We start from the raw sequence: 23,511 nt of genomic DNA, 5'->3' as shown, positions 1-23,511 counted from the left end.
GCACGACCGCGATGGTCGCCTGGCCCGAGGGCCGATCTATACCACGAAGTTGCACGGTCCGGTGACGTGGTCGTACTTCCACCTATAAGTTACGTGGAATCTGTCCATCCGCCGTGCAGGGCCGAAGCGGAGTCATCGCCCGGCGGGGTCGGATAGGGGGTGGGCAGCGCGAGGACGACCTCGAATCCGCCCTGGGGACGGGCACCGGCGGTCAGGGTGCCGCCGTAGAGCTTCGCGCGCCCCGCCATACCGATCAGCCCCTGTCCACTCGACGCCGTGGTCACCGGCCGGCGGCCATCGTCGGTCACCGTGGCGACGAATCCGTCGGCGGCGTAGTGCAGGGTCGCCGTGGCGCGGGCTGGCGCGGCGTGTTTGAGGACGTTCGTCAGACTTTCCTGAACGATCCGGTAAATGCAGCGGTCCACCCCGGAGTCGAGCGGCCGGGGTACCCCGGTCACCAGCAGCTCCACGGGCACCCCGGCGGCTCTGACACGATCCACGAGATCGCCGAGCCGATCCAAACCGGGCGCGGGATCGTACGACTCCTCATCCCGGTCCAGCCGAAGCACTGCCAGGATGCCTCGCATCTCCCTTAACGCCGCGCCGCTCATGTCCAGTACCGTGCCAAGCGCATCACGAGCGGTCGGCGGATCCGACTCGAGGACGTATCGCGCCAGCCCGGCCTGCACCGAGATCACCGACATGTGGTGGGCGACCACGTCGTGCATTTCCCGGGCGATCCGCATCCGCTCCTCAGTTACCGCGCGCTGCGCCCGCTCGTCTTGACTGCGGCGTAACTGGGCGGCCAGAACAGCCAGTTGCCGGCCGCGCTCGACCAGGCGGCGGGCGCTGTTGCCGAAGTAGCAGATGACCACCGACCACACGATGCTCTGTGCGACGACCGTGACGATCGCGTCCACCCCGCCGGAGACGCCGGCGTACACCCAAACCGCCGCACCGATCGCCGCGCCGGCCGCAGTGATCCGTAGCGGTCGACTGGCCGCCACCGTATAGCCCGCCAGCATCGCGCCGGAGGCGTTGACCACTGGCCAGTATCCGGCGGCGACATAACCGGCCCAAATCGCGTTGTACACGACGAGCACGGTGAAGGGCGCCCTCCGCCGGGCCACGAGCGTCAGGTTCACCACGCAGGTCAAGGCGAAGCCAAACGCATCGAGGTGGCGCCAGGCGCCGAGCGGGTCCTGCCGGCCCAGCACCAGACTCACCGCACCGGTTGCCGCCGCCAACACCACGTCGACCCGCCACGGGTGCCGGTCGCCGGCCTGCTGCAGCCGCACCAACGCCCGGATGAGGCCCGGCCACCGCAAACCGCCATCCATCCGCGCAGCGTATCGCTAACAGGGTGTAAACGGTGAACAGCAATCAGCAGTCGTGTACCGCGGAAGTTACCCACCAATTGCCGCAGGGGTCTCGGCCCGGTCCTCGACGGCCAGTGACAAGACGTCGAGCTGTGGAGCGAGGTTGCCGCCGGTTCGCTGTCCACCGTCACCACCGACGTCCGCGACCTCACCGGCCGCGACCCACGCATCTTCGACGCCTTCCTCGCGGCATCCACGTAGTTCCTTTTGGCCGGACACGGCGGCGCGGGCGGCGGGTCGTCGTGGATGAGGGGCAGATGGCCGAAGGCGTCGAGGACCGACTCGTAGACGGGGACTACCCCTTGTCCCGGGCCGCCCGCAGTGCGGTGTCGTGCGCCTCCGCCCATCTCCCGAGGGCGAACAGCTGTTCCCGCAGCGATTCGCCGAGTTCGGTCAACGCGTACTCGACGCGCATCGCTTTCGCGGCGGGGGTGCGGCGGCTGACGAAGCCCTCGTCCTCCAGTGTGCGCAACGTGCGGGTCAGCATGCGCCGGCTGATGCCCTCGATGGACCGGTCGAGTTCGTTGAAGCCATGCACGCCGGCGGCCAGCAGCCGAATGACGGCCGGGGTCCACTTGTCGCCGACGCGACGTAGTACCCGCGTTACGGGGCACGTTTCGTAGTCAGCCGCGGTGACGACGGTGCCTGCCGTTCGGTCAGTGGACATGGATGTGCCTTCTTTCTCGAGCCCCGGCGGACCGTCGAGGATCAGCCTATGCACACCATCGAGTTGGGCGATGTCTCGGTGACGCGGATCGGGCACTTCGACAACCGGCCGCTGTCGCCGGCCGAGTTCTTCCCCGGCACCGACCTCGAGCTGTGGGAGGCGAACCGGTCCTGGCTCGCACCGGCGCACTGGGACCCGCAAGCGGATCGGGTCCGCATCGCCGTCCAGACCTGGCTCCTTCGCAGCGGCGGCCGGGTCATCCTCATCGACACCGGGCTGAGCCCCGATCCCGCCCGCGCCGGTGTCCCGGCCGGTGGCGACCTGCCGGTCGGGCTGGCGGCGGCGGGGGTGGCGCCGGCCGACGTCGATCTGGTCATCTGCACGCACCTGCACGCCGACCATGTGGGGTGGAACACCCGCGTCGAGCCGAAGACCGGGCAGCGCGTCCCGACGTTCCCCAATGCCCGGTACCTGTTCTCCCGTCCCGACGTCGATTTCTTCCACCCCCGCAACCTCGCCGAGGGACCCGGCCGCAGCGCCGCCGTCTTCATCGAGTCGATCGAGCCGATTCTGCGGGCCGGTCAGGCGACCGTCTGGGACGGTTCGTACACGGTCGACGAAAACCTTCGGTTGTCGCTCGCCCCCGGTCACACGCCCGGGCTCGGTGTGCTGACCCTCGAATCGGGTGGCGCCCGGGCGGTATTTGTCGGCGATCTGCTGCACTCGCCGATCCAGGTGCTCGAGCCTGACGTGTCGAGCTGCTTCTGCCACGATCCGGCGGCCGCGGCCCGCTCCCGCCGTCAGGTCCTCGAGTGGGCGGCTGACCACAACGCGCTGGTCGTGCCAGCACACTTCGGCGGGACCCATGCGGTGGAGGTCGCGCGAAACGGGTCCGGCTTCACCGTATTGGCCGATGCGGAGCGGACGTGGCGATGAGCGACCGTCACTGCGCGGGCCAGCTCGGCCGCGGTGGCCAGGGTCTCGGCGGCGGCCAGGCGGACATCGGCGCCGCGGTCCGCGTCGTGGGCGGCCGCGCGGGTCAGCAGGCGGGTGGCGTCGAGGCGAATGCTCAGCTCGCTGAGCCGGAAGTGGCGGCTATCGGGTCGGTTCCGGGTACCACGTGGGTCGTGGACTGATCCTGACATCTCGGCACGTGGTGGGTGAGGCGTGATCGGCTATCCGCGATTCAGGAACCGGCCAACCCGTTCCTGGTCACGGAGTGGATGGACGCCTGCCCGTTCTGACCCGTTCCGACGCACGGACGCTCGGACCCGCCGCTGCCGGCCGCCAGCGTGGCCGGCCGGGCCCGCTCGGCAAGGGCCGACAACGGCCGGCCGTGCGGGTTCCCAGCCTTGACCGCTCGTTGGGTCGTGGCTAGCATATCAACGTTCATCGTTGCGTTGATGAGCAATGGATGGACGGATGCAGTTCAGGCAGGGCGCCTGGGATACCGGTTTCCCCGTTCCTCAGTTCCGGCGTATGCGGGTGCTTGGAGGGCGCTGCTTCGGTAATACGCAGTCCGAGGAGAACCGATTGTCGAACAGAGACGTTGGGCTGACCGCGGACTATTCCGGCGGCGGCGCCGACGCGGCATTGCGGGTTTCGGTTGTCGTGCCCACCCACAACCGCGCCGAAGACCTGCGCCTCACGCTCGAGAGTCTGTGCGGGCAAACGCTGCCGGTCGACCAGTATGAGGTGATCGTCGCGGACGACGGTTCGAGTGACGAGACGCGGGCGGTCGTGAACTCCTTCGCCGGCAGACTGCGACTCAAGTACCACTTCCAGGAGGATCTCGGGGCCCGAACCGCGCAGGTGCGCGACAACGGCGTCACGCGGGTGCGCAACGCCGGCGCGCGGCTGGCCGCCGCGCCACTGCTGGTGTTCCTGGACTGTGCCACGCTGGCCGGCCCGGATCTGCTCACAGCGCATCTGCTCGTGCACACACCGCCGACCGTGCCGGGCGTGGCGTGCGCCGGATACGTGTACGCATACCCCCCACGCAAGGTCGACGACCCGGACTACGCGTGCCCGGCCGGACTGGCCGAGGCCGTCAAAACTCTGACACCGCAGCAGGTGGTGGACCGCTATCGGGACGAGCCCAGGTTTCGCGACCCGCGGCACGGCGAGTTCGAGAAGGTCGGGTTCGACCTGAGCAACCGCATCTTCCCGGAGGAGCTGTTGTGGAGTTCGAACTGCTCGGTACCCGCCGCCGACTTCTGGATGGTCGGCGGATTCGACGAAAGCTTCCGCGGCTGGGGCCTTGACGACATCGACCTGGGCTACCGGCTGGCCCGTAACGGTACCGCGATCCGGCTGAGCATGGACGGGTGGGCGATCGAGGCACCGCACGAGCGGGACGGGGCGGTGAACTTCGCGGGCCTCCTCCGCAACGCCCAGAGCTTCTTTGACAAGTACCGGTTCGCCGAGCCGACGCTCGAGCTCGGCTGGCTGGTCATGCAGCCGCCCGGCCAGCCGGGGCTGTCCACATTGGAGACGCTCAATCGCAAGGTGGCCGACTGGACCCGCAAGTGCGCCGGACTGACCGTTACCGCGGAGCTGGAGAAGGCGTTCGAGTCCATCGCGTCCGACACACGCGTCGCGGTGTTCGGGGCCGGGGCCGTCGTGCCCGCAGTCGGGCAGTCGTGTGTTCTCGCCGATTTCGACCGGCAGGTCGTGGACCGGCTGCTCGCGGACGGCGCGGGGACGCGCCACGACGTGCGCCACAATGTGGGCATCCACACCGCGTTGCCGGACAAAGCGGTGGACACGGTGCTGATCACATCGAGGCTCGACGGGCTCTGGGGCGCCTTCGGTCCGGCGATTCTGGCCGAAGCCCACCGTATCGGCACGCACGTGTCCGTCCTCACGGCGGATTGCTAGCCCGACTGGTCTCCGGGGACCCGCGACACGAAGCGACGCGGACGCGCACGGGATCGGCGCGATCCAACAGGCCGTCCCGGATCCGGCCAGGGCACGACCGGATGCCAACTGATGCACGAGCTCATAGCACTGGTACGCGCGCGTGACGCCGGCCAGGTGCCTCCAACCGCAGCAGCGGCGCGCACTGGTGCCGAGATGAGCGCCCGGACACGGCGGACCGTGGCCGCGGTCCGTGCTTGCCGCTTGCCTTCAACCGGTCCTTCCCAGAACGACTGCCGCATCCGGCCCGGCGGACCGGGCTCCTCATACCGCCTCACTGGAAGTTCGCCTCGATCCACGCGCGGACCGCACTGGCCGCCTTTGCCGCATCGATGAGAACGACTGTGCAGTCGTCAATATGCGAGATGTCAGTGGCCCCGGCAGTAACGGCCTGATCAGCGAGCTTGGCGACGACGGAGTCGCCGATCTCCAGATCCTCACGCTCCCAATACGGCAGTGCTCCGTAGAACGTGTCGAGGGTCCGATACGTCGCCCACACCACCTCATCGCCTTTGCGTACTGGCATCTCGTACTCGTGATACCGCTTCCCTTCCACATCCGCGGTCGCCTCCGCGTAGTGACACAGCGTCAGGGATTTCAGGGGCGCACCGAGCATCAGGACTTGGCCACCTAGCCTGACCAATCCACCCAACGGGCCGAGCGGACCCCATGGGTCGCCGTCGTCGGGCTCGGCCAACAGCTCGGCGCTTCTGGGGCCCAACGCAACGAAGCTCGCCTCTGGATGCGAGCTTCGCTCGGCGGCGGGCCACGTTCGTAGTCGTTCCGGGAACCGTCCGAACTCCCGCCGCGCAGCCGAGATGTGAGGATCGAACGGCGGCTGGTCCCGGTATGCCTGGCGCCAAGGCTGAGGCCAGCTGGCGACATGGTATGGGCTGTCCTCCCAGCCGGACAGTGCCATCAACGTGCCTGCCTCGCCAATGGCGTCGCGGAGGGCGTGCACGACGGAGTCCATCCCCCCGACGACCCACCCGAAGGCTGAAAGCCTGACGTGCACCATCATCACTCCACCTTCGCTCACCCCGATCCGCCGCAGATGACTGGCGAGCCGGGTACGCGTAACGGGCTCGTAGTCGGGCCGGTTGAGTAGCTGCTTCGGGACCAGCACGTCGCCAGCCTGCCAGTGATCCAGGCGGCTGACGAAGGATTTTGGCCATGATCCGGACGGTGGCGATCTCGGCAGCCTCTCCGGCCAACCGCCCGTCGACGCTGCATACCAGCCCCCGGCAGCCCCACGGATGCCGGTCGAAGTTACGCCCAGTGTCAGCGATTGTGGCAAGCGCTCGGGTGTCGTCATGGGCTTCGCGGAGGCCGGGATGTGGCCGCGTTCGCGGCGACGGTACAACGGCGCGGTGTGGAACTGCCGCCGGGACGCGACAATCCGGCATCCGGGACACGCTCGGCTGGCACCTGGTCCCCAGCGACGAGCGCGCCGGCCGCCCGGTCCCGCCTTTCGTGGGACCGGGCGGCCAGCGACTTCGGCCGTCCGCGCAGGTGGGTTCCGCCCGGGCGCGGTGCTGGACCGACGCCGGTCAGCTCCGGGTGAAGCGCTGGTTGGCCTGGCCGTTGCAGGACCAGAGCTGCAGCCGGGTCCCGTTGGCCGTGCCGGGGGCGTCCACGCACAGCCCCGACTGCACCCCGGTGATGGTGCCGTTGGAGTTGACGTTCCACTGCTGGTTGGCCTGGCCGTTGCAGGTCCAGATGATGACCGCGGTGCCGTTGGTCGTGCCGCGGCCCGAGGCGTCCAGGCACATGCTGCCGTACACCTGCAACTGCTTGCTGGACGTGTAGTTCCACGCCTGATTCGCCTGGCCGTTGCAGTCCCACAGCTGTACCGCGGTGCCCGCCGTCTGGCTGGCGTTGGGCACGTCCACGCACCGGCCGGACTGGGCGCCGACGATCCGCTGGCCCGTGCCGCCGCCGGTGCCGATGCTGTAGGAGAAGTCGTTGACGGCGAGGCCGGTGCCGTTGACCCAGGGTTCGAAGCCGGCCTGCACGCTGGTGATGTACCAGGAGTTCTGGGCGTAGCCGCGGTTGACCATGTCGCGGTAGAAGGACGAGACGTTGAAGTTGATCGAGGAGACCGGGCTCTGCCGGACGTAGGAGACGACGTTCCAGCCGTAGTTGCCGTACCAGACGTCCCAGTTCGCGCCCGCGATGTTGACGGTGCCGACCTGTGAGCCGGCGGCGTGCACGGAACCGGTCTTGTTGAGCCAGACCATCAATTCGGCGCCGGTGTTCTGGCCGTCGGTGCGCGGGGTGGGGTCGAACCAGACGTCGTAGGAGGCGTCGTACACGCTGCCGTTGTTGGGGTACGACATCCCGACGCTTGTCGAGATCGTGCCGAACCGGCTGTCGCTGACCGCCAGCGGCAGGCCGCTGCCGGAGGTGCAGGCGCCGTAGTGGCAGCCGGCGTACACCGAGGGGTAGGCGGCCGGGGCGCCGTTCTGCGGCAGGTTGTGCACGGCCGAGGTGACCGCGAAGCCGGTGCTCGTGACGTTGATGCACTGGGTGGTGTCGTCGCCCCAGACGTTGTTCTGCACGATGTACTTGCCGCCCTGGATGGACGTCGACCCGTACTTGGCGCAGATCTGGGTGTCGGCGCTGGCGGGCGACGCCGCCACCCCGACGGCGACGGCCCCGGCAACCGCCAGGAGCGCGGCGGCGACGACGGAAAGTCGTCTCATGTATTCCTCCCATGCTGATTGCGAGCGACTTTGGAGACGCTTCCGAGCAGGACGCTGCTGGCCATCCAGTTTTCGCAGGTGTACTCGTGTGGAAGCGCTTCCGGATCTGTGTAACCGCAGGGCCATGCCGGCGCAACCGCGGATCTCGCCGCCCCTCGATCAGTCAGATGAATCGAGGTGGGAGCACGCGCCGGGCGCGGTCGGCGGTGAAAGTTTCTTCAGGCCGGCTCGCGCAGCACCAGGCGCGTGGGCAGGATGAGGTCGTTGGCCACGCGACGGTGGACCGTTGCCGCACAGCATTGGACGCGGGTGCCGATCCGGCAGGCCAGGGCGGGCGAGTTCGCCGCTGCGAGAGGGGCGCCGGCCGGCCAAGCTGACCGCGACGCCGGCCCGGCTCGGCGCGCAGGCCCCGGCGGCCGCGTCGTGCGGTCCGCGCAACCGAGCGGCCGCATGCCGGCCGAAGCGTGGAGCCGCGGCGCGCTGCGGTCCCGTCATTCAGATGGGGCGGCGAGGACCGTGAAGGACAACTTGGCCCGGTTGCTATGGCCGGTCGTACCGCCGAGTCGGTTGAACGCCGCGCCGAACTGCCTGCCCGTCCGGAAGTAGCCGCGATGAGGCTCACTACGGAACGTCACGCTCGTTGGTCGCCTCCGGCTTCCGCAAGATGCCGAAGCGGGCAGGTCATCATGCAGTCGGCGTGTGTGGCCGTGATGGCGGCGCACGGCTCCGGATCGGCCTCCCTGCCGATCGAAGCCGCTGGGTTCAGTCGCCGCTGTGGCCGACGAAGAAGATCACGTCGGGGTAGCCGATTATGTAAGTATCGCGGCGGCGGTCGAACAGGTCGACATTTCTGGGGGTCTCCCATGATTGACCTGTCGTGCGCTCCCATGCCATGTCCCACGTAGTTGCCGAGCGGTCGCGGCGGTGTCGTGGCGCGGGGATCCGCGCCCCGGTACTCGCCGCCGGCGACGGCGCGCTGCGGTTGCGGAAGGCGCTGCGTGAGGTCTCCCGACATCCGGGAGCAGCGCAGTTGTGGGTATGCGACCCGCGAATATGCGCGAGGGCTTCCGAAGTTCACGGACGGACCGGCCCGTGAGGTGCCACGGCTCTCGATATTGACGCCGGTCGAACGCGTCGATATTCTCGCCTCGAAAATTCTGCGGAAAGTTGCGAAAATTTCGGTACTCCGTACCGGAATCCATCACGCCACCTTCGAGGAGGCTCACGGTGCGATCACGCCGTCTGCTCACCGTCGCAGCCGCGCTCGCCGGGCTCGTCCTGACCGGAAGCACCGCTGCCAGCGCGGTGTCCAGCCAGTCGGACTTCCGGCCGCCGGCGGACTCGCTGCGCGTCCTGGCCGCACCGATCGGATTGCGCATAGGTACCGCCGCGGTCCCGTCCGAGCTGGCCAGCTACGGGCAGATCATCGGCGACCAGTTCTCCGTCGTGACGCCGGGCAACGAGATGAAATGGCAGCTCGTGGAGCCGACCCGGGGTACCTACGACTGGTCCGGCGGCGACAACCTGGTCGCGTTCGCCCGGGCGCACGACCAGCTCGTCCGGGGGCACACACTGGCCTGGCATAACCAGCTACCCACCTGGCTGACCGACGGCGTCACGAACGGGACGTACAGCAACGACCAGCTGCGGGCGTTGCTACACAAGCACGTCACCGACGAGGTCACCCACTTCAGGGGCAAGATCTGGCAGTGGGACGTGGCCAACGAGTTCTTCACCGACAGCACGCCGTCGCAGATGAACCCGAACGACTTCTGGGTGTCCCACCTGGGGACCGGCATTCTCGAGGACGTGTTCCGGTGGGCGCACGCGGCCGACCCGCACGCGATTCTGTGCTACAACGACTACAACATCGCGGGCGAAGACGGCAGCAACGCCAAGTCGGACGCGGTCTACGCGTGGGCCAAGCAGGCACTGGCCGACCGGGTGCCGCTGGACTGCATCGGCGACCAGGGCCACCTGGACACTCAGTACGGCTTCTCCGGCCCGCTCATGCAGCAGGATCTCCAGCGGTACGCGGACCTGGGCCTGAAGGTCGCCATCACCGAGGCCGACGTACGCACGTTCGTCAACAACGCCACCGACAACGTGCCCACCGACCACCTGGCGGTCTTCGCCCAGCCGTTCGAGTACGACCAGATGCTCAAGGCCTGCCTGTTCGTCCGCCAGTGCATCTCGTTCACGATCTGGGGCCTCACCGACGCCAGTTCCTGGATCCCCGCAGTCTTCGCGGGCGAGGGCTACGCGCTCATCTACGACGTCAATCTCAACCCCAAGCCGGCGTACACGGTCCTGCAGCAGGACCTGCGGCTGGCCACAGGCGGCGCGCCACGCCGCCCGGGCACCGGACACTGATCCCGGGCACGTCCCACACCTCGGTAGGACACGTGGCGATCGTGAACGGTGAGATCGGTGGCGGTGCTCGGTCCGCGATCGCGGGCCCACCGGGCAAGGGGCGGCCGTCGACTTGACCCATGTCGAGCGCATCGGCAATGGATTTCAGCGGCTGCCGGAGCCTGTGCCGCAGGGCAGTAACAGGGGGCCAAGGTCGCCGACGTGACCATCTCGTCGGCGACCGGCACCCTTGACAGCGGTACAACAGTCTATTGAACGCCTTCCATTTCTTCGCCTCCCGGTCCGGCGACTCACCCGGCCGGCGGATGAGCGGAAGTCTCCACCTTGGGGGAACCTTGCAGGGTCGACGTCAAGACCAACCGCACGCGTCCACTGATCCGCGAGAGCGAGGAGGCGCGAGCTTGTCGCGCCGGACGCTTCTGGGTGCGGGCGCAGTCGTGGTCGCCGGATTGCCGCTGAACTTGGCCGAACCGGCGTCAGCGGGGCCGCCGGCGCCGCGGGGCGAGGTCCCGTTCGGCCCCGTAGTCGTCACCGATCCGGGAAGCGGCGCCGCGTACGCCCGCGCGGTGCGACTCGAGGGCTCGCGCACCTGGCTGGCCTCGTACCAGCAGTTCGGCGCGGCTGGGTTCCCGATCTTCCGGAGCACCGACGACGGGCACACCTGGCATCACCTGAGCAATGTGCCGAGCACCGGCGATGTGGCCGGGTTCTGGCTGCAGCCTTCCTTGTACGAGCTGCCCCGCGCCTTCGCCGGGCTGCCCAAGGGCACGCTGTTGTTCGCCGGCAACGACCTTGGCGACTTCACCAGCACCAAAATCGAGCTGTACGCGAGCCGGGACCACGGGCTCACCTGGCGCCGCCTGAGCACCGTGGCGCAGGGCGGCCCGCCGAACCCGAACAACGGCGGCACGCCGGTGTGGGAGCCGTTCCTGCTGCTGCACGACAACCGGCTCGTCGTCTACTACTCCGACCAGCGGGACCCGGAGCACGGGCAGAAGCTGGCCCACCAGACCAGCACCGACCTGCGCACGTGGGGACCGGTCGTCAACGATGTGGCGGACCCCGACTACGACCTGCGCCCGGGAATGACCACCCTGGCCCAGATCAACCCGCACCTGTGGATCCTGACGTACGAGAACGGGAACGACAAGACCGGCAACCCTTACGCCGTCCACTACCGGCTGGCTCGGGACCCGGAGTTGTTCGACTCGGCCCCGGACTTCGTCCTACACGACCAGGACGGTTACATCCCGTCGGCCGCGCCGACCGTGTCCTGGTCGGACTCGGGCGGCCCCGCGGGCACGATCGTGGTCACCGCGAACAGCGACCAGGACTTCTTCGTCAACCGGCACCTCGGCGACCCGCGCCGGTGGACGCGGGTGACGTCGCCGATCCCCCGCGGCTACAGCCGGCAGACCATCCCCCTGGACGGGGCGGGCCCACGCCGGGAGCCGGGCCTCGTCTTCGTGGTGACCGGCCCGCCTTATGCCGTGGACGGCCCGATCCAAGCCGGCGTCGTACGGATCTGACGCGACCGGGCAGCCACCCGCGACCGTGGCCGGGCATCGGTGAGGCTTCAGAGGCCGTGCCGGTCAGACGGGCTGAGTGTCCCACCAGCGCGGCAGATCGACGTCCGGCGCTTCCGGGCTCGTGAAGTGGAACGGTACATCGAGATGTCGGGCTGTCGCCCCGCCCGGCTCCGTCGCCTGTCGTGCCTCGGGCCAGGGCGGTACCTGCCCGTTGAACAGGCGGATGTCGCCGCCGTGTTGAGGGCGCGGATCAAGCAAGATCATGGCTTGGTGCGCGCCACGCCGGCCAGGATCCAGGCGGCGGCCAGGACCGTCAGCCCACTCTCCACGGACAACGCACGGCGTCGCTTGAACACCGGCCCATTGTCGGCCTCCTCGGCAACCGGCTCGAGCTGGCGCCCGGCCGAACTCGAGCAAGCCGTCCCACCTGACCGGTTGGTTCCTGGAGCACGGCAGTCCCGCTCGTCCAGCGCCCTTCCTGGTGCCGTTTCCGTACAAGACGATCGCGGTGGCGCTTCGTACCATCGGCGTATTCGCTCGCCGCGGTTCGCCGGCGTGGCGTTGCAACCCGCTTGTCGATCTACATGGGCGACCTCGTCGCTTGACCATGAGGAGCACAGCACATGCGTGATCTGGTCTATACCGGGTTCATGTCGCTCGACGGCATTGTGGATTCCCCAGGCGGCGGGCCGGGCGAGGAGCACCGCAGCGGTGGCTGGGTGGTCAACGACATCGAATTCCTGCCCGAGGCCTTCTCGCTCAAGGGCGAGGAGCTCGAGGACACGACGGCGCTGATGTTCGGCCGGCGCAGCTACGAAGTGTTCGCGCCGCTCTGGCGCGACTCGGACGACCACGCTGCCTACAAGGAGCTGCCCAAGTACGTGGTCTCGACCACGCTGTCCGACGACGCCGTCGTCGAGGGATGGGGTCCGACGACGATCTTGCGCTCGACCGACGACGTCGTCGAGCTCAAGAAGAGCGAGGGTGGCGCAATCTTCATCCATGGGAGTGCGGAGCTCGCCCAGCGCCTGTCGGACGCAGGCCTGATCAACCGATACAACCTTCTCGTCTTCCCAGTGCTGCTCGCGGCCGGCAAGAGCCTGTTCAGCAACGCCGACAAGGACAAGCAGGTACTGAGCCTCCGAGCGTCCGCGGCCTACCCGAACGGTATCGTAAAGCTGATTTACGACGTCGTCAGCTGATCCAGATCCAGGGCGATCGCACCGCCGGTGCCCTCGCGGAGCTGTCGCGCCGTACGCCCGACGTACCGGCGCAGCGCATGGGCCAGGTGCGGCTCATCGAAGTACTCGAGCCTGCAGACGACATCGGCGACCGGGACGCGGGCGGCCAGGAGCGCCGAGGCCGTGCGTGCGCGTTCGATCTGCCATACGGCGCCCTGGGTGAGCCCGGTCGCCGCTCGAAACCGGCGTTCGACAGTGCGCCTCGAGACTGCTGGACGGTAGCCGCGGCGGACCTCGGTGACGAGCGGGTCACGGACCACAGCTCCGGAGCGTACGAGACGGTCGACCAGCGCCTCCGCGTCGTCGGGGCCGGGCGTCTCCCAGCGGATGCCGTCCAGCCGAAAGGTCCTACGCGTGGCGTCGGGGAGGTCGACACTCCCGTTGACGAGGGCCGGCGTGGGCACGGCCCGGAGCGACGTGCCCACGGCGAACTCGATGCCGACAAAGGACGCGCCCTCCGGCACCGGCACGGTGCCGGTCCCGGTCTCGGGGCCGGAAATGCCCGCGTACGCCGTGCCCTCGCGCTCCCAGAACACCAAGCCCCAGCACACCGCTGCAACGGAGGTCATCTGCGCGACCTGCTCGCTCGTACAGGTCCACACGGTGTCGACCCACGGCGAGTCGGACCCGCGCGTCTCGAACCGCAGTCCCACGGGAGAAGGATAGGCACAGTTCGCCGTACAACCTTGGCTTCCTCATCTGCCGCCGTCAACGCGCGTTGATCCCGGCCGTCGCCAGCTACTGCTGGGCGGGGCCGATGACGTGGCGGTGGTGCCGGTGCGGGTAGAACCGGCGGATGTCGGCGAGGAATTCGTCGAAGCGATGTTCGTCGGGTTCTTCGTTCTCGATGCGGGCGGCCAGGAACCCGGCCAGTTCGGCGTCGCCGAGCATGGCGGCAGCGAATGCTGCGGCCTGCAGCGGTCCGGTTCCTTGCGGCAGCACCGGCCGGTACCGGCCCCAGTGTCCCGGGCGCTCCTCGCCGGCGAATACCTGTTGTGCCCAGAGTGGTCGCTGCCCTTGAGTACTGATGTGGGCCAGCACTCCAGCGTCCGATCCTGCTGTTGACATCCGCTTCTGCCGCAGGTCTCGCGCGGCAGCCGCCCCGAATCGCCACACCCTGTGCCTACGGCTGAATCCCGCCGGCGCACGCTCTTGCCGAGAAAGCGGATGTCCGATCATGGCAGAGATGCGGGCCCGGCCTGGCGTTCAGCCAGGTCCGCATCGCACGTGGCTTACGAATGTTCAGTGCTGAGCGGGTTCCCACCACACCAGATTGGCGGCCACCTGGGTCACTGGCTCGATGATCTCCCACGCCTCGGCGATCAGGTCATCGTCAATCCGCCAGATGTCGACGACGGCGGTCTCCGGTCCTGCGCCGGGAAGCCAGCGCCGCGAGTACATCACGACGTGATCGCCGTCGGCCAGCACCTGATGGATCTCGACCTGCATGCCGGCGAGCGGTACCAGTGCTGCGCGGACGGCGGCGAGCCATTCCACCTTGGTCGAGGTGGTTGTACCCGGTCTGTGGTGGATGAAGTCATCACTCAGGAACGGTGCGAGCGCATCAACGTCACCCGTCTCGATCAGTCCTGCCAGCGCCCGTTGGACGATGCTCTTGTTCTCCGCGGTCATGGACGCAGTGTTTCCGCGGCCGCTTCGATTGTCGATGAACTCGGACTTCATGGCGTCCGGCTCAACGTTGAGTACCCTTCATGATCGTGTACACGGTCGGGGGACTCTTGCGGCAATGGCGGCATCGCTGGGGACTCAGCCAACTGGACCTTGCGATCGCGGCGGACGTCTCGGCTCGTCACGTCAGCCTGGTTGAGACCGGTAAATCCAAGCCGAGCGCCGACATGATCCTTCGACTCGCGGATCAACTCCACGTGCCGCTACGTGATCGCAACCGGCTCTTGCTCGCCGGGGGCTTCGCACCCCGGTACGCCGAGCGTCCGCTCGCCGACAACGCGCTGTCGGCCGTCCACGACGCGATTCACAGGGTCCTTCGCGCCCACGAGCCCTATCCGGCGGTGGTCTTCGACCGGCGGTGGAACATCGTGATGACCAATCGCGCTGTCGACCCGTTCTTCGCACAGGTGGCTCCCGATCTGCTGCGGCCGCCGGTCAACCTGGTACGGCTGGGACTGGACCCGCGCGGATTCGCTCCCATGGTCGTCAACCTGGCCGACGTGCGCGCGGTGTTCCGCACCCGGATCTCACGCCAGCTCGCCACGGCTCCCGACCCTGAACTCACCGCACTCTACGAGGAACTGTTGGCGCCCGAACCGGAGAATGCGTTGAGTCAACGGATCGAACCGGACGTCGTGATACCGATGATCCTTCGCGTCGGCGGACGAGAGCTGCGGCTGTTCTCGACCATCACTACATTCGGTACCCCGATGGACATCACGATCGACGAAATCGCGATCGAGTCCTACTACCCGGCCGACGCGGAGAGTGCCGCCTACTTCAGGGAGTAGCCCACTGTCATGCCGCCGCGGGCGCTCTGGTGTTCATGGGCGTCGGTGACGCACGGTGATACACCGGCTGACTACGTCCGCCGATCATCGATGATGTGAAGGTCTCCTGGAGGATTGCTGGTCGAGCCTACTGACTGTCGCCGCCGCGGCGGCGGCGAGCTCGACATCCGCTGGAGCCACTGGCTTGCTGGTCGAACGAGCTGTTGGAATGTTTGTGTCACCGTAAGGAGGAAACTGTTCGGCCCTGGCGCCACGGTAGAAGGCGCAAGCCGGAGGTGGCCGTAGGTGGAACCTCCGTTTGGCTGCCAACAGAGGCCAACAACCCTAGAAGAAGGTGACGTGCGTGGCGAAGTACTTGTTTCAAACCACCTACACGACCGAAGGCGTTCGTGGCCTCCTCGACGAAGGCGGCAGCGGCCGCGTTACGCAGACTGAGAACTTGATCGCCCGTCTCGGAGGCCGACTGGAGTCGTTCTACTTTGCCTTCGGTGGTGCGGACGTATACCTCATCGCGGATCTGCCCGACAACGCGACGGCCGCCGCCGTCGGCTATGCCGCCACCGCCTCCGGCGCGGTCAGGACGAAGACGGTTGTACTACTGACGCCAGAAGAGATTGATCGAGCCGCCCAGCAAAAGGTCAGTTACCGACCGCCCGGTGTCCACTAGGGCGGAATCCAGGGCCGCTCCGATCCACTGATACGCAGGGCGCTCTGCCCGGCGTTTGCCACCCGTGCCGACCCTGTGCGCTTTCCCGTGCGACGTGGACACCCTGGCACTGGATGGTCACGTGCGCACAGCTGCCGCCGACCGTTCGGCAACATTTGCACGCTCGATAGGCTGCTGTGGCGGCGCTGATCGGCGCTCCGAGTTGTGCGATCGCGCCGACGGCTGGCGTGGGTTCAATCAGGTATAGCCTGAGATCTATGCCTAAGATGCCGCAGGAGTTGTGGTTCGCAGCGATCGCTACGGCTTCTTCGGTAGGGTCCGCATCCGCGACCTCAGCCGCCAGTGGCGTACCGGCTTCTTCGCAGGCGGCCGCACCGTCGCCTGCGCCGGCGGCGATGTCCGCTCGTTGCAGGCCGAGGGCCGCGATGATGCCACTACCGGTGGCGTCGCCGTCGTCAGCCAGGGCGATGGCGCCTCGGTCGAACCAGACTTCGACGCCTTCGCGACGGCGGATGGCCGTCGTGGCGAAGGCGCGGCCTGCGGTGCGCTGGCGCCCCGCGGTGCTCGGTGGCGCCGCTGCGGTGCAGCAGGACGGCTTGCGCGGCGATGGTGCCATGGCCGCAGTTCGTGAGTTCCCCGGCGCTGGTGAAGAAGCGCACCGTGGGCGCATCCGCTGTGCCGGTGTCGATGAACGCGGTGTGGGAGGTGCCGGTCGTACGGGCGATGGCGTGACGGTCGTCGTCGGTGAGCGTGGCGTTGTCGATCACGACCGCGGTGGGGCTGCCGCCCTGCCCGTCGCGGGTGCAGGCGTTCACCACTGCCACCGGTGGGCCGGCCATCAGGTGGGTGTGACGTCGGCGAAGCGGGGAGCACCGGGCTCGAGTTCGACGTGAGCGGTGCGGGCGGCGAAACAGATTGCGTGGTACCACCCGCACAGCAGTGGCAAGTCGAGCAGTTGCCGCTCGTCGAACAATTCCTGCGCGGACCGCCACAGTTCGTCGTTGATGTCGCACGAGTCGTGCAGGGCGTCCACCATCCGGATGAGCGTGGCTTCGCGGCCGGCCGTCCAGCAGGGATCGTCAGGGCACCCGTGGGTGAGCGAGGTGACCTCGGCCGGTGTGAGCTCGGCGCGGTTGGCGAAGACCATCACGTGGACGCCCCACTCGTATTCGCAGCCGCAGCGCGCGCAGGTTCGCAGGATGACGATCTCCCGCTCGCGGAGTGTCAGGGACAGGAAGCGGCCGAGTTCGTACCTGCCCCAGTGGCTCATCGCGATGGTCATCGGCAAGTTCCTGGCGAACGTTCGGAACAGGCCGATAGGAGGCATACCAGCCGGCATCATCGTGGCGAGTTGTGCCGCCACGTCTGGCGTGAATGGCGGTTCGAGCGCTGGGATACGGGCCATAACCCCTCCAGGTGATTCGGATTCAGAAGCACCGTACCGATTCGGTTTCCGAAGCGCCAGGGGGCGGTGCTTCAGGGGTTCAGTGTTCGCCGTCCTCGCCCAGGGCCGAGGCCCACGCGTCGGACCAGCGGGCGAGCGGGCGCAATGCCTGGTAGGCGCCGCGGCCCAGCTCGGTGAGCGTGTAGGCCGCGTCCGGCTGCTGGGCGACGAGCTGGGCGTCAAGGAGCTCGGTCAGCCGTTGCCGCAGGACGCTGGAGGACATGTTGTCGCAGTGCTGCTGCAACGCGCGGAACCCGACCGGCCCGTGCCGCAGCTCCCAGACGATGCGCAGGTTCCAGCGGCGGCCGAACAGGTCGAGGGCGGCCATGAGGGGTCGTCCGGTGCTCGATCCGCGTACCGGCCGGCCTGGCCTGGGTACCGTCATCGCCTGTGCCGCCCCTCTTGATGCTTCGAACTTCGATACAGTACCGTCCGCTGTGGTGATTCGATTTCCGAAGCGGCAGGGGTGGCTTCATGAGGCGACTGCGCAGCGTGGCGGTGCGATGACGCTCCCGCCGCTGCCGGAGAAGGACCACCACTGCGAATCGTGTGGTCGGCGATACGGCGAACTGACCCCGTCGGCGGCCCTCGGGCTGATCCGCAGCCATCCCGCGCAGTACCGCCGCCGGCTGCAACACCTGTCCGTCGATGTCCTGCGTCGGCGGCCCGCAACCGTAACCAAAGGAACCGAACGATTCGATCTGATCGTCGCCGATGCGGGCCGTTGGCTCCGTGCCCGCGATCCGCGCCGCCCAACCGAGGCTCACACCGCAGTCGTCGAAGGCAGCCGGTGTTTGCGGTGGTACCCGTACAGGCGACGGCCAACTACTCAACGGAGGTTCTCATGCACAAGCTGGTGGTCCTGTACCCCCACCCCGCCGATCCCGACCACTTCCGCGACTACTACGTGACCAACCACCTTCCCCTGGTCACCCGCATGCCGGGCCTGCTCGCGTGGCGCTACAGCTTCGACGTCGCAGCCACACAGGGACAAGCGCCATACTTCGCGATCTTCGAAGCCGAGTTCGCTGACGCTGCGACCATGAACGCGGCGAGAGCGTCGCCGCACGGCCAGCAGGTGGCCGCCGATGTCGCCAACTACGCCACCGGTGGTGCGGTCGTCATCCACTACACGGTGCAACACGGCACCGGCTGAGCCTGAACCCGGACGAAGCGCCCCACGTCCAAAGAGCGCCACGTCGGCCTCAACACCAACGGCGACAGCCCCGGCGGGTCAACACCGCGACCGTCATCACCGCCGTGACCGCGAGCGTGCGCCGAGGCCGCGTGGGTCGGCTGGCACCGCGCGCAGCGACCGGAGATGTCCGTGTCGAATACTCCTGACCGACTTCGGCAACACCAACTTGAAGATTGCGTGGGGCGGGGCATCGAATGCCACGGTCTCAATGAGCCCGTTGGCGGCGTCGCGCGATGAGTACGACGCCGCCTGCGAGGAAGAGCGGCCCGATGGTGAGCACTCGCAGCCACCACGGCCACGGGCCGCGATCGATGCCGGTATCGCGTACCTGAAGGTCGCTGGTACGGGCGGTCGCGAATTGTACCGTGTCGATGAATTGGTCGTCGCCGGGTTGGAGCCGGGCGAGGAGCCGGGCCGACCCCGTCGGCGGCACTGAGACGATCGTGTCGTGGTTGGTTGCCAACAGGTCGGCGCCCTGCCAACCGAGAACCGCGGTCGCGTCGGTGTCGAGCGGCGTGGACGCCCTGGTGGACAGGTCGAGGACCGCCAACCCGTCCGGATACCAATACCCAGCGGCCCAGGACGGGCTGCCCGCGGCCATCCGATAGAGCGCAAGCCGGCTGCCGTCTGGTGACCAGGCGGCTGGCCCGCCGAGCCGGTGCCTGTCCGGCAGCGGGAGGACCGTGCTCCCGCCACCGGTGAGTAGGCGCAGCTCGGTGCCGACCTGGACGGCCAGCGTTCTGCCGTCGGGAGAGAACGCCGCGTCGAGCACCCCGCGCTGCCCGGCGACCGTGGACGTGACGCCGGTGGCCAGGTCGAGCAGTGTCAGTTCGCCGTCGGCGGCGAGCGCGACCCGGGGATCGCCATGGCTGTCCGGCCGATACGGCGCGACGGCGTACGCAAGCCGCATCGAGTCCGGCGACCAGGCGAGTAGCTGTACCGCCGAGCCGGCAGGTACTGGGTGGCTGCGGGTACGGCCGGTGGTCAGGTCCACGATCGCCACATCCTGGACCGGCCCCAGCGCGTCGGAGACGGCGACCCCGCTGCCGTCGGGAGACAGCAGGGCGTCGACGGGCCAACCGCGCTTACTGGCGATGTCGATCTCGCGGTAGGTGCGCCCGTCTATCCCGACGGCGACGAGCTGCGGGGTCTGGAAGGGCATGTCGCCTTGCCCGTACCCGTAGATGGCGATTGCGGGCCCGGCAGGCGCGGCGGATACGGTGGCGGTGAGGTAGGAATGGTCGGCGAAGACGCGCGGTAGCGTGGCGGGACCAGCGGCAGGTGCGCCAGGCGCCGCCGGCAAGCGCGCCAGCCCCACCGCGAGCAGCAACATTACGACGGCGGCGGCCGCGAGCACGGGCCGCCATGACCGGCGAGAGGCCACCAGCATGACGGGCGGCGCCACCGTGGGCACGGGGATCGCCTCGACGAGTTCGTGGATGGCGGCGCGCAGGCGTTGGTCAGTGGTCATCGAGGTGCTCCCGCAGTGCGGAGTGGGCCCGGTTTAGCAGGGACTTGACGGTGCCCGGCCGACAGTTCAGCGCGTCGGCGATGTCGGCCTCGGACAGGTCGAGGTAGTAGCGCAGAAAGATGGCCGCCCGGTGCCGCGGACGCAGCCGGGCGAGGCCGGCGCGGACGGCGATCGCGTCGGGCCCCAGCGGCACGAGCGGTTCAGGCTCAGGCTGGCCGGCATGACGGCGTTCCAGCCGACGACGACGCACCCAGGAGGTGCACCTGGACACGACGGCGCGGCGCAGCCATGCGGTCGGTTCGCGGACGTCCGGACGGTGCAGCAACGCCAGGAACACCTCCTGCACGACGTCCTCCGCCGCCGGTACGCTGCCGGTCGTCACGCAGGCCAGCCGCACCATGGGGGCGAACTGCGCCGCGTAGAGCGCGTCGAAGTCGCCCCGGACGGCCGGTTCGGAGAGCACGGTCACTTCCTGCAGGCGCACAGCAGCCGCGATCGGTTCCACCCGGCCCAGAATCGCCCACCTCAGCCCGCGACACCACGCCCCCGAAGCGCGGGCAGTGAAGCCGCGCCGCAGCTGTCAGGGCGTGCCGAAGATTACTTGTGGTTGCCAGATCGACGGTCCTTCATCGATACGGCCCCAGCTGAACATCCGCACATGCCGCCGTTGGTGCGCGGTGGCGGCTCGACCTCGTCACCGACTGTGACCAGCCTCGGCCGTCCGCTCCTCGTGAAGGATCTCATTGAGCAGCCTGTCGGCCAGCCGGCGCCCGTGCACACGGCAGGGCCGCCGCTCGCGTCATGGCGCGGTTCCGGTTGCGCGAACGAGCACAGTTGGAGATAGCCTGTGTCACATATGGCTACCTTTCGCAGTGCATCAACACTCCTCTCCTCGGACGGCACCAGAACCCCCGGCACCGCTGCGCTGTTCACTGAGCCCGGGCGCAAGGGCGGAACCCCGCCGTGGGCCGGCGACTTCCGGCTCGCAAACGGCGCCGGCAACGGCCCTAAGGACGCGGTCGGACGGACCTTCACTTTGGAGCTGCCCGACGGCCGCACCGGCAAGGTCGTGGTTCAAAGCCTCAAGAGCGGAAAAGGGGGCGTCACGTTGGCGTTGATGGGCCAGGACGCACCCCCCTTCTGATCAGGGAAAGAGCTGCGGCAGGCGGCCCACGGCGGTGGAGCACGAGCTGAGCTCTGGGCGATGGGCGAAGAAAACGACGCGCGGCGTCGAACTCCTCGACGTGTCCGTCGCCTGCACCGGCACGGTATTCGGCCGACATGGCTACCGAGTCAGCCGCGGCTGGTTACCGGGGCGACGAGCAACTGGCCGCCGCCTGCATCGACGCTCGCGGTCAACGGCAGCCCGGGAACCAGCCGGGGAGAACCGGTCTACCAGCCAGTCCGCCGTGTCCTGGGCGCTTGGACAGCGGGCCACCAGTTCGGGCCGCCCTTGGGTTCACCGCCGGGCGCGCACGTTCACGCTCATGCCGCCGATCGTGCGCGCCGCTGTGCCACTACGGCTGGTCGATCTCGACAGATCAACACGACCCTCGAAAACGACCGCGAAGGATGTCACGCACTGGTCGACCCGGTCCCTCACGGCTGGGTTTGGCTCGTCGCAGACCGCGATCTCGCGGATCTGGCGGGCGTTCGGGCTGCAGCCGCACCGCCAGGACGTATGGAAACTGTCGAAGGATCCGCTGCTCATTGACGAGGTCGCGACGTCGTCGGGCTGTACTTGGACCCGCCAGAACGCGCCGTGGTGCTGTGCGTGAATCCATCGCCCGTTATCGCACACGCATTCATGACTCACGACACGAGGGACATCCCGGCAGCGGCGGCCGTGATATGAACTGCACCGTGGCTGAACCGGAGATCATCGAAGACGGCGACAACGACGAGCCGCTTCCGGGCGGCGGGCGGCCCTTTCCCATCTTGCTCGTCGCTGGTGCCGTCGCGTTCGTGGTGCTCGCGTTCGCTGCGGTCTACATCGGCATCCAGGTGTACTCCGGCCATCAGGCGGAGGCTGAGCGGGCGGCCGAGGACGCTGCGCCGCGGTCGCCTGCCCCGAGCCGGTCGTCCTGTCTGGACCTGCACGACTACGGGTGTGACCCGGCTCGGCGGCTGCCGGTCACGCTCGATCAGCTGATGGAGGCGCAGCGTTTCAGCGCGAGCCTCGAGTGGGTCAACACCTCCGGCACGCACACGCTCAACCTGCCGACGCTCACCGACCAGCCCGGCACCGCCGCCGGGCGGCTCACCGTCGAACATGCCCACCAGGTCGTGTACTCGGTCCGGTGCGAGGCCAACTCGACCGGGACGACCCCACTGACCCCCGTCGAAATCGGCTACCTAAAGCTGTGTGGCAATGCCGCCCTCCCCGGCGACGACCCGGCGTACAGCGGCGCGGTCCAGTGGCTGGCGAACAATATCCATGTGGCCCCGAACGGGCTGGTCGCGCGGTACCAGTGCAGCGGGATCACGTTCTCGCTGAAGATCAGCTCATTGCAGTCCGAACTCGACATCGCCGTCCCGGACGAGCGCAAGGACTGCGGCGCGGCCTGAGTGTTCCGGCCGGTAGACGGTTGCTGGGTTTGACGTGCGGTGACCCGACGTCTGCCGCGCGCGAGCGTGTGTGCGTGGTCGGCCTCCAGATGCAGCACGAACGATCTGCCACTCGGCGGGCCACCCGGTCAGTCGCCGCGACGGCACCTGACCATGGGTACTTCGCGGCATCGTCTAATCACTTTGCCGGAGTCCTGGGTGTCCATCGGGCTGCTCAAGGTAGTGGGAGTGGTCTCGCGGGATGCGGGCGGCGGCTGCGGCGACGGTTGCCAGGTCTTCGCTGGAGAAGCCGGCGCGGCTCAGCACCGCCAGGGATTTGTTCGTTGCCAGCGTGCACAGCGCCAGCTCTGCCGCCTCCTGCTCGCCGGCCCCGGCCGCCAGCAACGCCTGCTTCAGCATCGCCCGCAAACCGTCGATCATGGCGCGGACCGTCGCCTGGCTCTCCGCGTCGAGGGTCGGGAGTTGCGCTGCCGACAGCGTGAGCAGGCAGCCGTCCGGGACCGTCGGGTCGGCGATGCGGTTCAGAGTGACCTGCAGGTAGGCGGCCACAACGGTGCTCGGGCCCGGGTGCGGGCCGGACAGTGCCTGGTCGTACAGCGGGTGGTAGGTCTGCGCGTACCGTTGCAGGCTTTTCCGGAAGAGGGTGCTCTTGTCGCCGAAGGTGCTGTAGAGCGAGCTGCGGCCCAGGCCCGTGTCCTCGGTCAGGCGGTCGATCGAAGCCTCCGCATAGCCCCAGCGCCAGAAGACGTACATCGCGCGTCGTAGCGCCTCGTCCACGTCGAATTGCTTACGCCCCGCCATGGTTCGTCAGCCTACACCCATCTTGCACCGATCGTTTCAAGATGTGTATGGTCACCGGCATGAGAAGTT

25 protein-coding genes and 1 pseudogene are annotated in these 23,511 nt (G+C 68.2%); 12 read left to right on the top strand and 14 right to left on the bottom strand.

The window, feature by feature from the left end; genetic code table 11:
- Positions 1 to 89 precede the first annotated feature (89 nt).
- Together ACPPVO_RS34740 and ACPPVO_RS34735 are read right to left on the bottom strand one after the other, a co-directional pair.
- Positions 90 to 1,340, bottom strand: coding sequence for a sensor histidine kinase (locus tag ACPPVO_RS34740; protein ID WP_426502774.1), 1,251 nt, complete (start codon positions 1,338 to 1,340; stop codon positions 90 to 92).
- A 334-nt stretch (positions 1,341 to 1,674) separates the two neighbouring features.
- Positions 1,675 to 2,100 (bottom strand): winged helix-turn-helix transcriptional regulator, encoded by a 426-nt coding sequence (locus tag ACPPVO_RS34735; RefSeq protein ID WP_426502773.1) that lies wholly within the window; start codon positions 2,098 to 2,100, stop codon positions 1,675 to 1,677.
- Between ACPPVO_RS34735 and ACPPVO_RS34730 the strand changes: the two genes are divergently transcribed.
- The 3 genes from ACPPVO_RS34730 to ACPPVO_RS34720 all read left to right on the top strand — a co-directional run bounded on the left by ACPPVO_RS34730 (position 2,095) and on the right by ACPPVO_RS34720 (position 4,926).
- Positions 2,095 to 2,982 carry an MBL fold metallo-hydrolase gene (locus ACPPVO_RS34730; protein ID WP_426502772.1) on the top strand — a complete coding sequence of 296 codons (888 nt, stop codon included), beginning with the start codon at positions 2,095 to 2,097 and terminating at the stop codon, positions 2,980 to 2,982. The two genes, ACPPVO_RS34735 and ACPPVO_RS34730, sit on opposite strands and share 6 nt — an antisense overlap.
- Complete coding sequence (locus ACPPVO_RS34725; protein ID WP_426502771.1) at positions 2,973 to 3,182, top strand: hypothetical protein; 210 nt, start codon at positions 2,973 to 2,975, stop codon at positions 3,180 to 3,182. Before ACPPVO_RS34730 ends, ACPPVO_RS34725 begins: the two co-directional genes overlap by 10 nt.
- 286 nt (positions 3,183 to 3,468) lie before the next feature.
- Positions 3,469 to 4,926 (top strand): glycosyltransferase, encoded by a 1,458-nt coding sequence (locus ACPPVO_RS34720; protein ID WP_426502770.1) that lies wholly within the window; start codon positions 3,469 to 3,471, stop codon positions 4,924 to 4,926.
- 313 nt (positions 4,927 to 5,239) lie between these two features.
- Here the strand turns inward: ACPPVO_RS34720 and ACPPVO_RS34715 are convergent, their stop codons facing one another.
- The 3 genes from ACPPVO_RS34715 to ACPPVO_RS34705 form a co-directional block, all read right to left on the bottom strand.
- Positions 5,240 to 5,986: an aminoglycoside N(3)-acetyltransferase gene (locus ACPPVO_RS34715; RefSeq protein ID WP_426502769.1), complete on the bottom strand. Its 747-nt coding sequence runs from the start codon at positions 5,984 to 5,986 to the stop codon at positions 5,240 to 5,242.
- A gap of 529 nt (positions 5,987 to 6,515) precedes the next feature.
- Positions 6,516 to 7,670: a GH12 family glycosyl hydrolase domain-containing protein gene (locus ACPPVO_RS34710; RefSeq protein WP_426502768.1), complete on the bottom strand. Its 1,155-nt coding sequence runs from the start codon at positions 7,668 to 7,670 to the stop codon at positions 6,516 to 6,518.
- A 762-nt stretch (positions 7,671 to 8,432) separates the two neighbouring features.
- Positions 8,433 to 8,564 (bottom strand): hypothetical protein, encoded by a 132-nt coding sequence (locus tag ACPPVO_RS34705; RefSeq protein ID WP_426502767.1) that lies wholly within the window; start codon positions 8,562 to 8,564, stop codon positions 8,433 to 8,435.
- 333 nt (positions 8,565 to 8,897) lie between these two features.
- On the opposite strand from ACPPVO_RS34705, the gene ACPPVO_RS34700 reads away from it, so the two are divergent.
- The 3 genes from ACPPVO_RS34700 (at position 8,898) to ACPPVO_RS34690 (ending at position 12,774) form a co-directional block, all read left to right on the top strand.
- Positions 8,898 to 10,043, top strand: a complete 1,146-nt coding sequence (locus ACPPVO_RS34700) for an endo-1,4-beta-xylanase (RefSeq protein WP_426502766.1) — start codon at positions 8,898 to 8,900, stop codon at positions 10,041 to 10,043.
- 566 nt (positions 10,044 to 10,609) lie between these two features.
- Positions 10,610 to 11,572, top strand: coding sequence for a sialidase family protein (locus tag ACPPVO_RS34695; RefSeq protein WP_426502765.1), 963 nt, complete (start codon positions 10,610 to 10,612; stop codon positions 11,570 to 11,572).
- A 623-nt stretch (positions 11,573 to 12,195) separates the two neighbouring features.
- Positions 12,196 to 12,774 carry a dihydrofolate reductase family protein gene (locus ACPPVO_RS34690; RefSeq protein ID WP_426502764.1) on the top strand — a complete coding sequence of 193 codons (579 nt, stop codon included), beginning with the start codon at positions 12,196 to 12,198 and terminating at the stop codon, positions 12,772 to 12,774.
- On the opposite strand, the gene ACPPVO_RS34685 is transcribed toward ACPPVO_RS34690, so the two are convergent.
- The 3 genes from ACPPVO_RS34685 to ACPPVO_RS34675 form a co-directional block, all read right to left on the bottom strand.
- Positions 12,756 to 13,466 carry a helix-turn-helix domain-containing protein gene (locus ACPPVO_RS34685; protein ID WP_426502763.1) on the bottom strand — a complete coding sequence of 237 codons (711 nt, stop codon included), beginning with the start codon at positions 13,464 to 13,466 and terminating at the stop codon, positions 12,756 to 12,758. The two genes, ACPPVO_RS34690 and ACPPVO_RS34685, sit on opposite strands and share 19 nt — an antisense overlap.
- Positions 13,467 to 13,551: 85 nt before the next feature.
- Positions 13,552 to 13,854, bottom strand: coding sequence for a hypothetical protein (locus tag ACPPVO_RS34680; protein WP_426502762.1), 303 nt, complete (start codon positions 13,852 to 13,854; stop codon positions 13,552 to 13,554).
- Positions 13,855 to 14,055: 201 nt separating this feature from the next.
- Positions 14,056 to 14,445: a nuclear transport factor 2 family protein gene (locus ACPPVO_RS34675; protein ID WP_426502761.1), complete on the bottom strand. Its 390-nt coding sequence runs from the start codon at positions 14,443 to 14,445 to the stop codon at positions 14,056 to 14,058.
- Between the two features lie 80 nt (positions 14,446 to 14,525).
- On the opposite strand from ACPPVO_RS34675, the gene ACPPVO_RS34670 reads away from it, so the two are divergent.
- Both ACPPVO_RS34670 and ACPPVO_RS34665 read left to right on the top strand, forming a co-directional pair.
- On the top strand, positions 14,526 to 15,293 hold the full coding sequence (locus ACPPVO_RS34670) for a helix-turn-helix domain-containing protein (protein WP_426502760.1): 768 nt from the start codon (positions 14,526 to 14,528) through the stop codon (positions 15,291 to 15,293).
- 343 nt (positions 15,294 to 15,636) lie between these two features.
- A complete protein-coding gene (locus ACPPVO_RS34665) occupies positions 15,637 to 15,960 on the top strand; it encodes a GYD domain-containing protein (protein WP_426502759.1) in 324 nt (107 codons plus the stop codon).
- Between the two features lie 455 nt (positions 15,961 to 16,415).
- On the opposite strand, the gene ACPPVO_RS34660 is transcribed toward ACPPVO_RS34665, so the two are convergent.
- The 3 genes from ACPPVO_RS34660 to ACPPVO_RS34650 form a co-directional block, all read right to left on the bottom strand.
- On the bottom strand, positions 16,416 to 16,775 hold the full coding sequence (locus tag ACPPVO_RS34660; protein ID WP_426502758.1) for a PhzF family phenazine biosynthesis protein: 360 nt from the start codon (positions 16,773 to 16,775) through the stop codon (positions 16,416 to 16,418).
- Between the two features lie 23 nt (positions 16,776 to 16,798).
- Complete coding sequence (locus ACPPVO_RS34655) at positions 16,799 to 17,242, bottom strand: carboxymuconolactone decarboxylase family protein (protein WP_426502757.1); 444 nt, start codon at positions 17,240 to 17,242, stop codon at positions 16,799 to 16,801.
- Positions 17,243 to 17,444: 202 nt separating this feature from the next.
- Positions 17,445 to 17,732, bottom strand: coding sequence for a winged helix-turn-helix transcriptional regulator (locus ACPPVO_RS34650; RefSeq protein ID WP_426502756.1), 288 nt, complete (start codon positions 17,730 to 17,732; stop codon positions 17,445 to 17,447).
- Between the two features lie 516 nt (positions 17,733 to 18,248).
- Between ACPPVO_RS34650 and ACPPVO_RS34645 the strand changes: the two genes are divergently transcribed.
- Positions 18,249 to 18,560 (top strand): EthD family reductase, encoded by a 312-nt coding sequence (locus tag ACPPVO_RS34645; protein WP_426502755.1) that lies wholly within the window; start codon positions 18,249 to 18,251, stop codon positions 18,558 to 18,560.
- Between the two features lie 247 nt (positions 18,561 to 18,807).
- Here ACPPVO_RS34645 and ACPPVO_RS34640 read toward each other — a convergent pair whose 3' ends face one another.
- Positions 18,808 to 20,073 (bottom strand): hypothetical protein, encoded by a 1,266-nt coding sequence (locus ACPPVO_RS34640; protein WP_426502754.1) that lies wholly within the window; start codon positions 20,071 to 20,073, stop codon positions 18,808 to 18,810.
- Positions 20,063 to 20,578: an RNA polymerase sigma factor gene (locus ACPPVO_RS34635; protein WP_426502753.1), complete on the bottom strand. Its 516-nt coding sequence runs from the start codon at positions 20,576 to 20,578 to the stop codon at positions 20,063 to 20,065. The genes ACPPVO_RS34640 and ACPPVO_RS34635 overlap by 11 nt, the downstream gene beginning before the upstream one ends.
- Before the next feature lie 351 nt (positions 20,579 to 20,929).
- Between ACPPVO_RS34635 and ACPPVO_RS34630 the strand changes: the two genes are divergently transcribed.
- From ACPPVO_RS34630 to ACPPVO_RS34620, 3 genes and pseudogenes are all read left to right on the top strand, one after another.
- Positions 20,930 to 21,217, top strand: coding sequence for a hypothetical protein (locus ACPPVO_RS34630; protein WP_426502752.1), 288 nt, complete (start codon positions 20,930 to 20,932; stop codon positions 21,215 to 21,217).
- Between the two features lie 400 nt (positions 21,218 to 21,617).
- Positions 21,618 to 21,853: pseudogene (locus tag ACPPVO_RS34625) on the top strand (IS630 family transposase); the annotation flags it as partial.
- Positions 21,844 to 22,641 (top strand): hypothetical protein, encoded by a 798-nt coding sequence (locus ACPPVO_RS34620; RefSeq protein ID WP_426502751.1) that lies wholly within the window; start codon positions 21,844 to 21,846, stop codon positions 22,639 to 22,641. The pseudogene ACPPVO_RS34625 and the gene ACPPVO_RS34620, both read left to right, overlap by 10 nt.
- 174 nt (positions 22,642 to 22,815) lie before the next feature.
- Here ACPPVO_RS34620 and ACPPVO_RS34615 read toward each other — a convergent pair whose 3' ends face one another.
- Positions 22,816 to 23,442 (bottom strand): TetR/AcrR family transcriptional regulator, encoded by a 627-nt coding sequence (locus tag ACPPVO_RS34615; RefSeq protein ID WP_426502750.1) that lies wholly within the window; start codon positions 23,440 to 23,442, stop codon positions 22,816 to 22,818.
- Positions 23,443 to 23,511 lie beyond the last annotated feature (69 nt).

This window comes from Dactylosporangium sp. McL0621 (genome assembly GCF_049995355.1).
GTDB lineage: Bacteria > Actinomycetota > Actinomycetes > Mycobacteriales > Micromonosporaceae > Dactylosporangium.
This window is presented reverse-complemented; position numbering and strand designations above follow the sequence as displayed.

Coding starts and splice junctions, on each gene's coding strand:
- ACPPVO_RS34740 (WP_426502774.1), bottom strand. CDS start 1,340: ATGGATGGCGGTTTGCGGTGGCCGGGCCTCATCCGGGCGTTGGTGCGG.
- ACPPVO_RS34730 (WP_426502772.1), top strand. CDS start 2,095: ATGCACACCATCGAGTTGGGCGATGTCTCGGTGACGCGGATCGGGCAC.
- ACPPVO_RS34720 (WP_426502770.1), top strand. CDS start 3,469: ATGCAGTTCAGGCAGGGCGCCTGGGATACCGGTTTCCCCGTTCCTCAG.
- ACPPVO_RS34715 (WP_426502769.1), bottom strand. CDS start 5,986: ATGATGGTGCACGTCAGGCTTTCAGCCTTCGGGTGGGTCGTCGGGGGG.
- ACPPVO_RS34710 (WP_426502768.1), bottom strand. CDS start 7,670: ATGAGACGACTTTCCGTCGTCGCCGCCGCGCTCCTGGCGGTTGCCGGG.
- ACPPVO_RS34705 (WP_426502767.1), bottom strand. CDS start 8,564: ATGGCATGGGAGCGCACGACAGGTCAATCATGGGAGACCCCCAGAAAT.
- ACPPVO_RS34690 (WP_426502764.1), top strand. CDS start 12,196: ATGCGTGATCTGGTCTATACCGGGTTCATGTCGCTCGACGGCATTGTG.
- ACPPVO_RS34675 (WP_426502761.1), bottom strand. CDS start 14,445: ATGACCGCGGAGAACAAGAGCATCGTCCAACGGGCGCTGGCAGGACTG.
- ACPPVO_RS34670 (WP_426502760.1), top strand. CDS start 14,526: ATGATCGTGTACACGGTCGGGGGACTCTTGCGGCAATGGCGGCATCGC.
- ACPPVO_RS34655 (WP_426502757.1), bottom strand. CDS start 17,242: ATGACCATCGCGATGAGCCACTGGGGCAGGTACGAACTCGGCCGCTTC.
- ACPPVO_RS34650 (WP_426502756.1), bottom strand. CDS start 17,732: ATGGCCGCCCTCGACCTGTTCGGCCGCCGCTGGAACCTGCGCATCGTC.
- ACPPVO_RS34645 (WP_426502755.1), top strand. CDS start 18,249: ATGCACAAGCTGGTGGTCCTGTACCCCCACCCCGCCGATCCCGACCAC.
- ACPPVO_RS34640 (WP_426502754.1), bottom strand. CDS start 20,073: ATGACCACTGACCAACGCCTGCGCGCCGCCATCCACGAACTCGTCGAG.
- ACPPVO_RS34630 (WP_426502752.1), top strand. CDS start 20,930: ATGGCTACCTTTCGCAGTGCATCAACACTCCTCTCCTCGGACGGCACC.
- ACPPVO_RS34615 (WP_426502750.1), bottom strand. CDS start 23,442: ATGGCGGGGCGTAAGCAATTCGACGTGGACGAGGCGCTACGACGCGCG.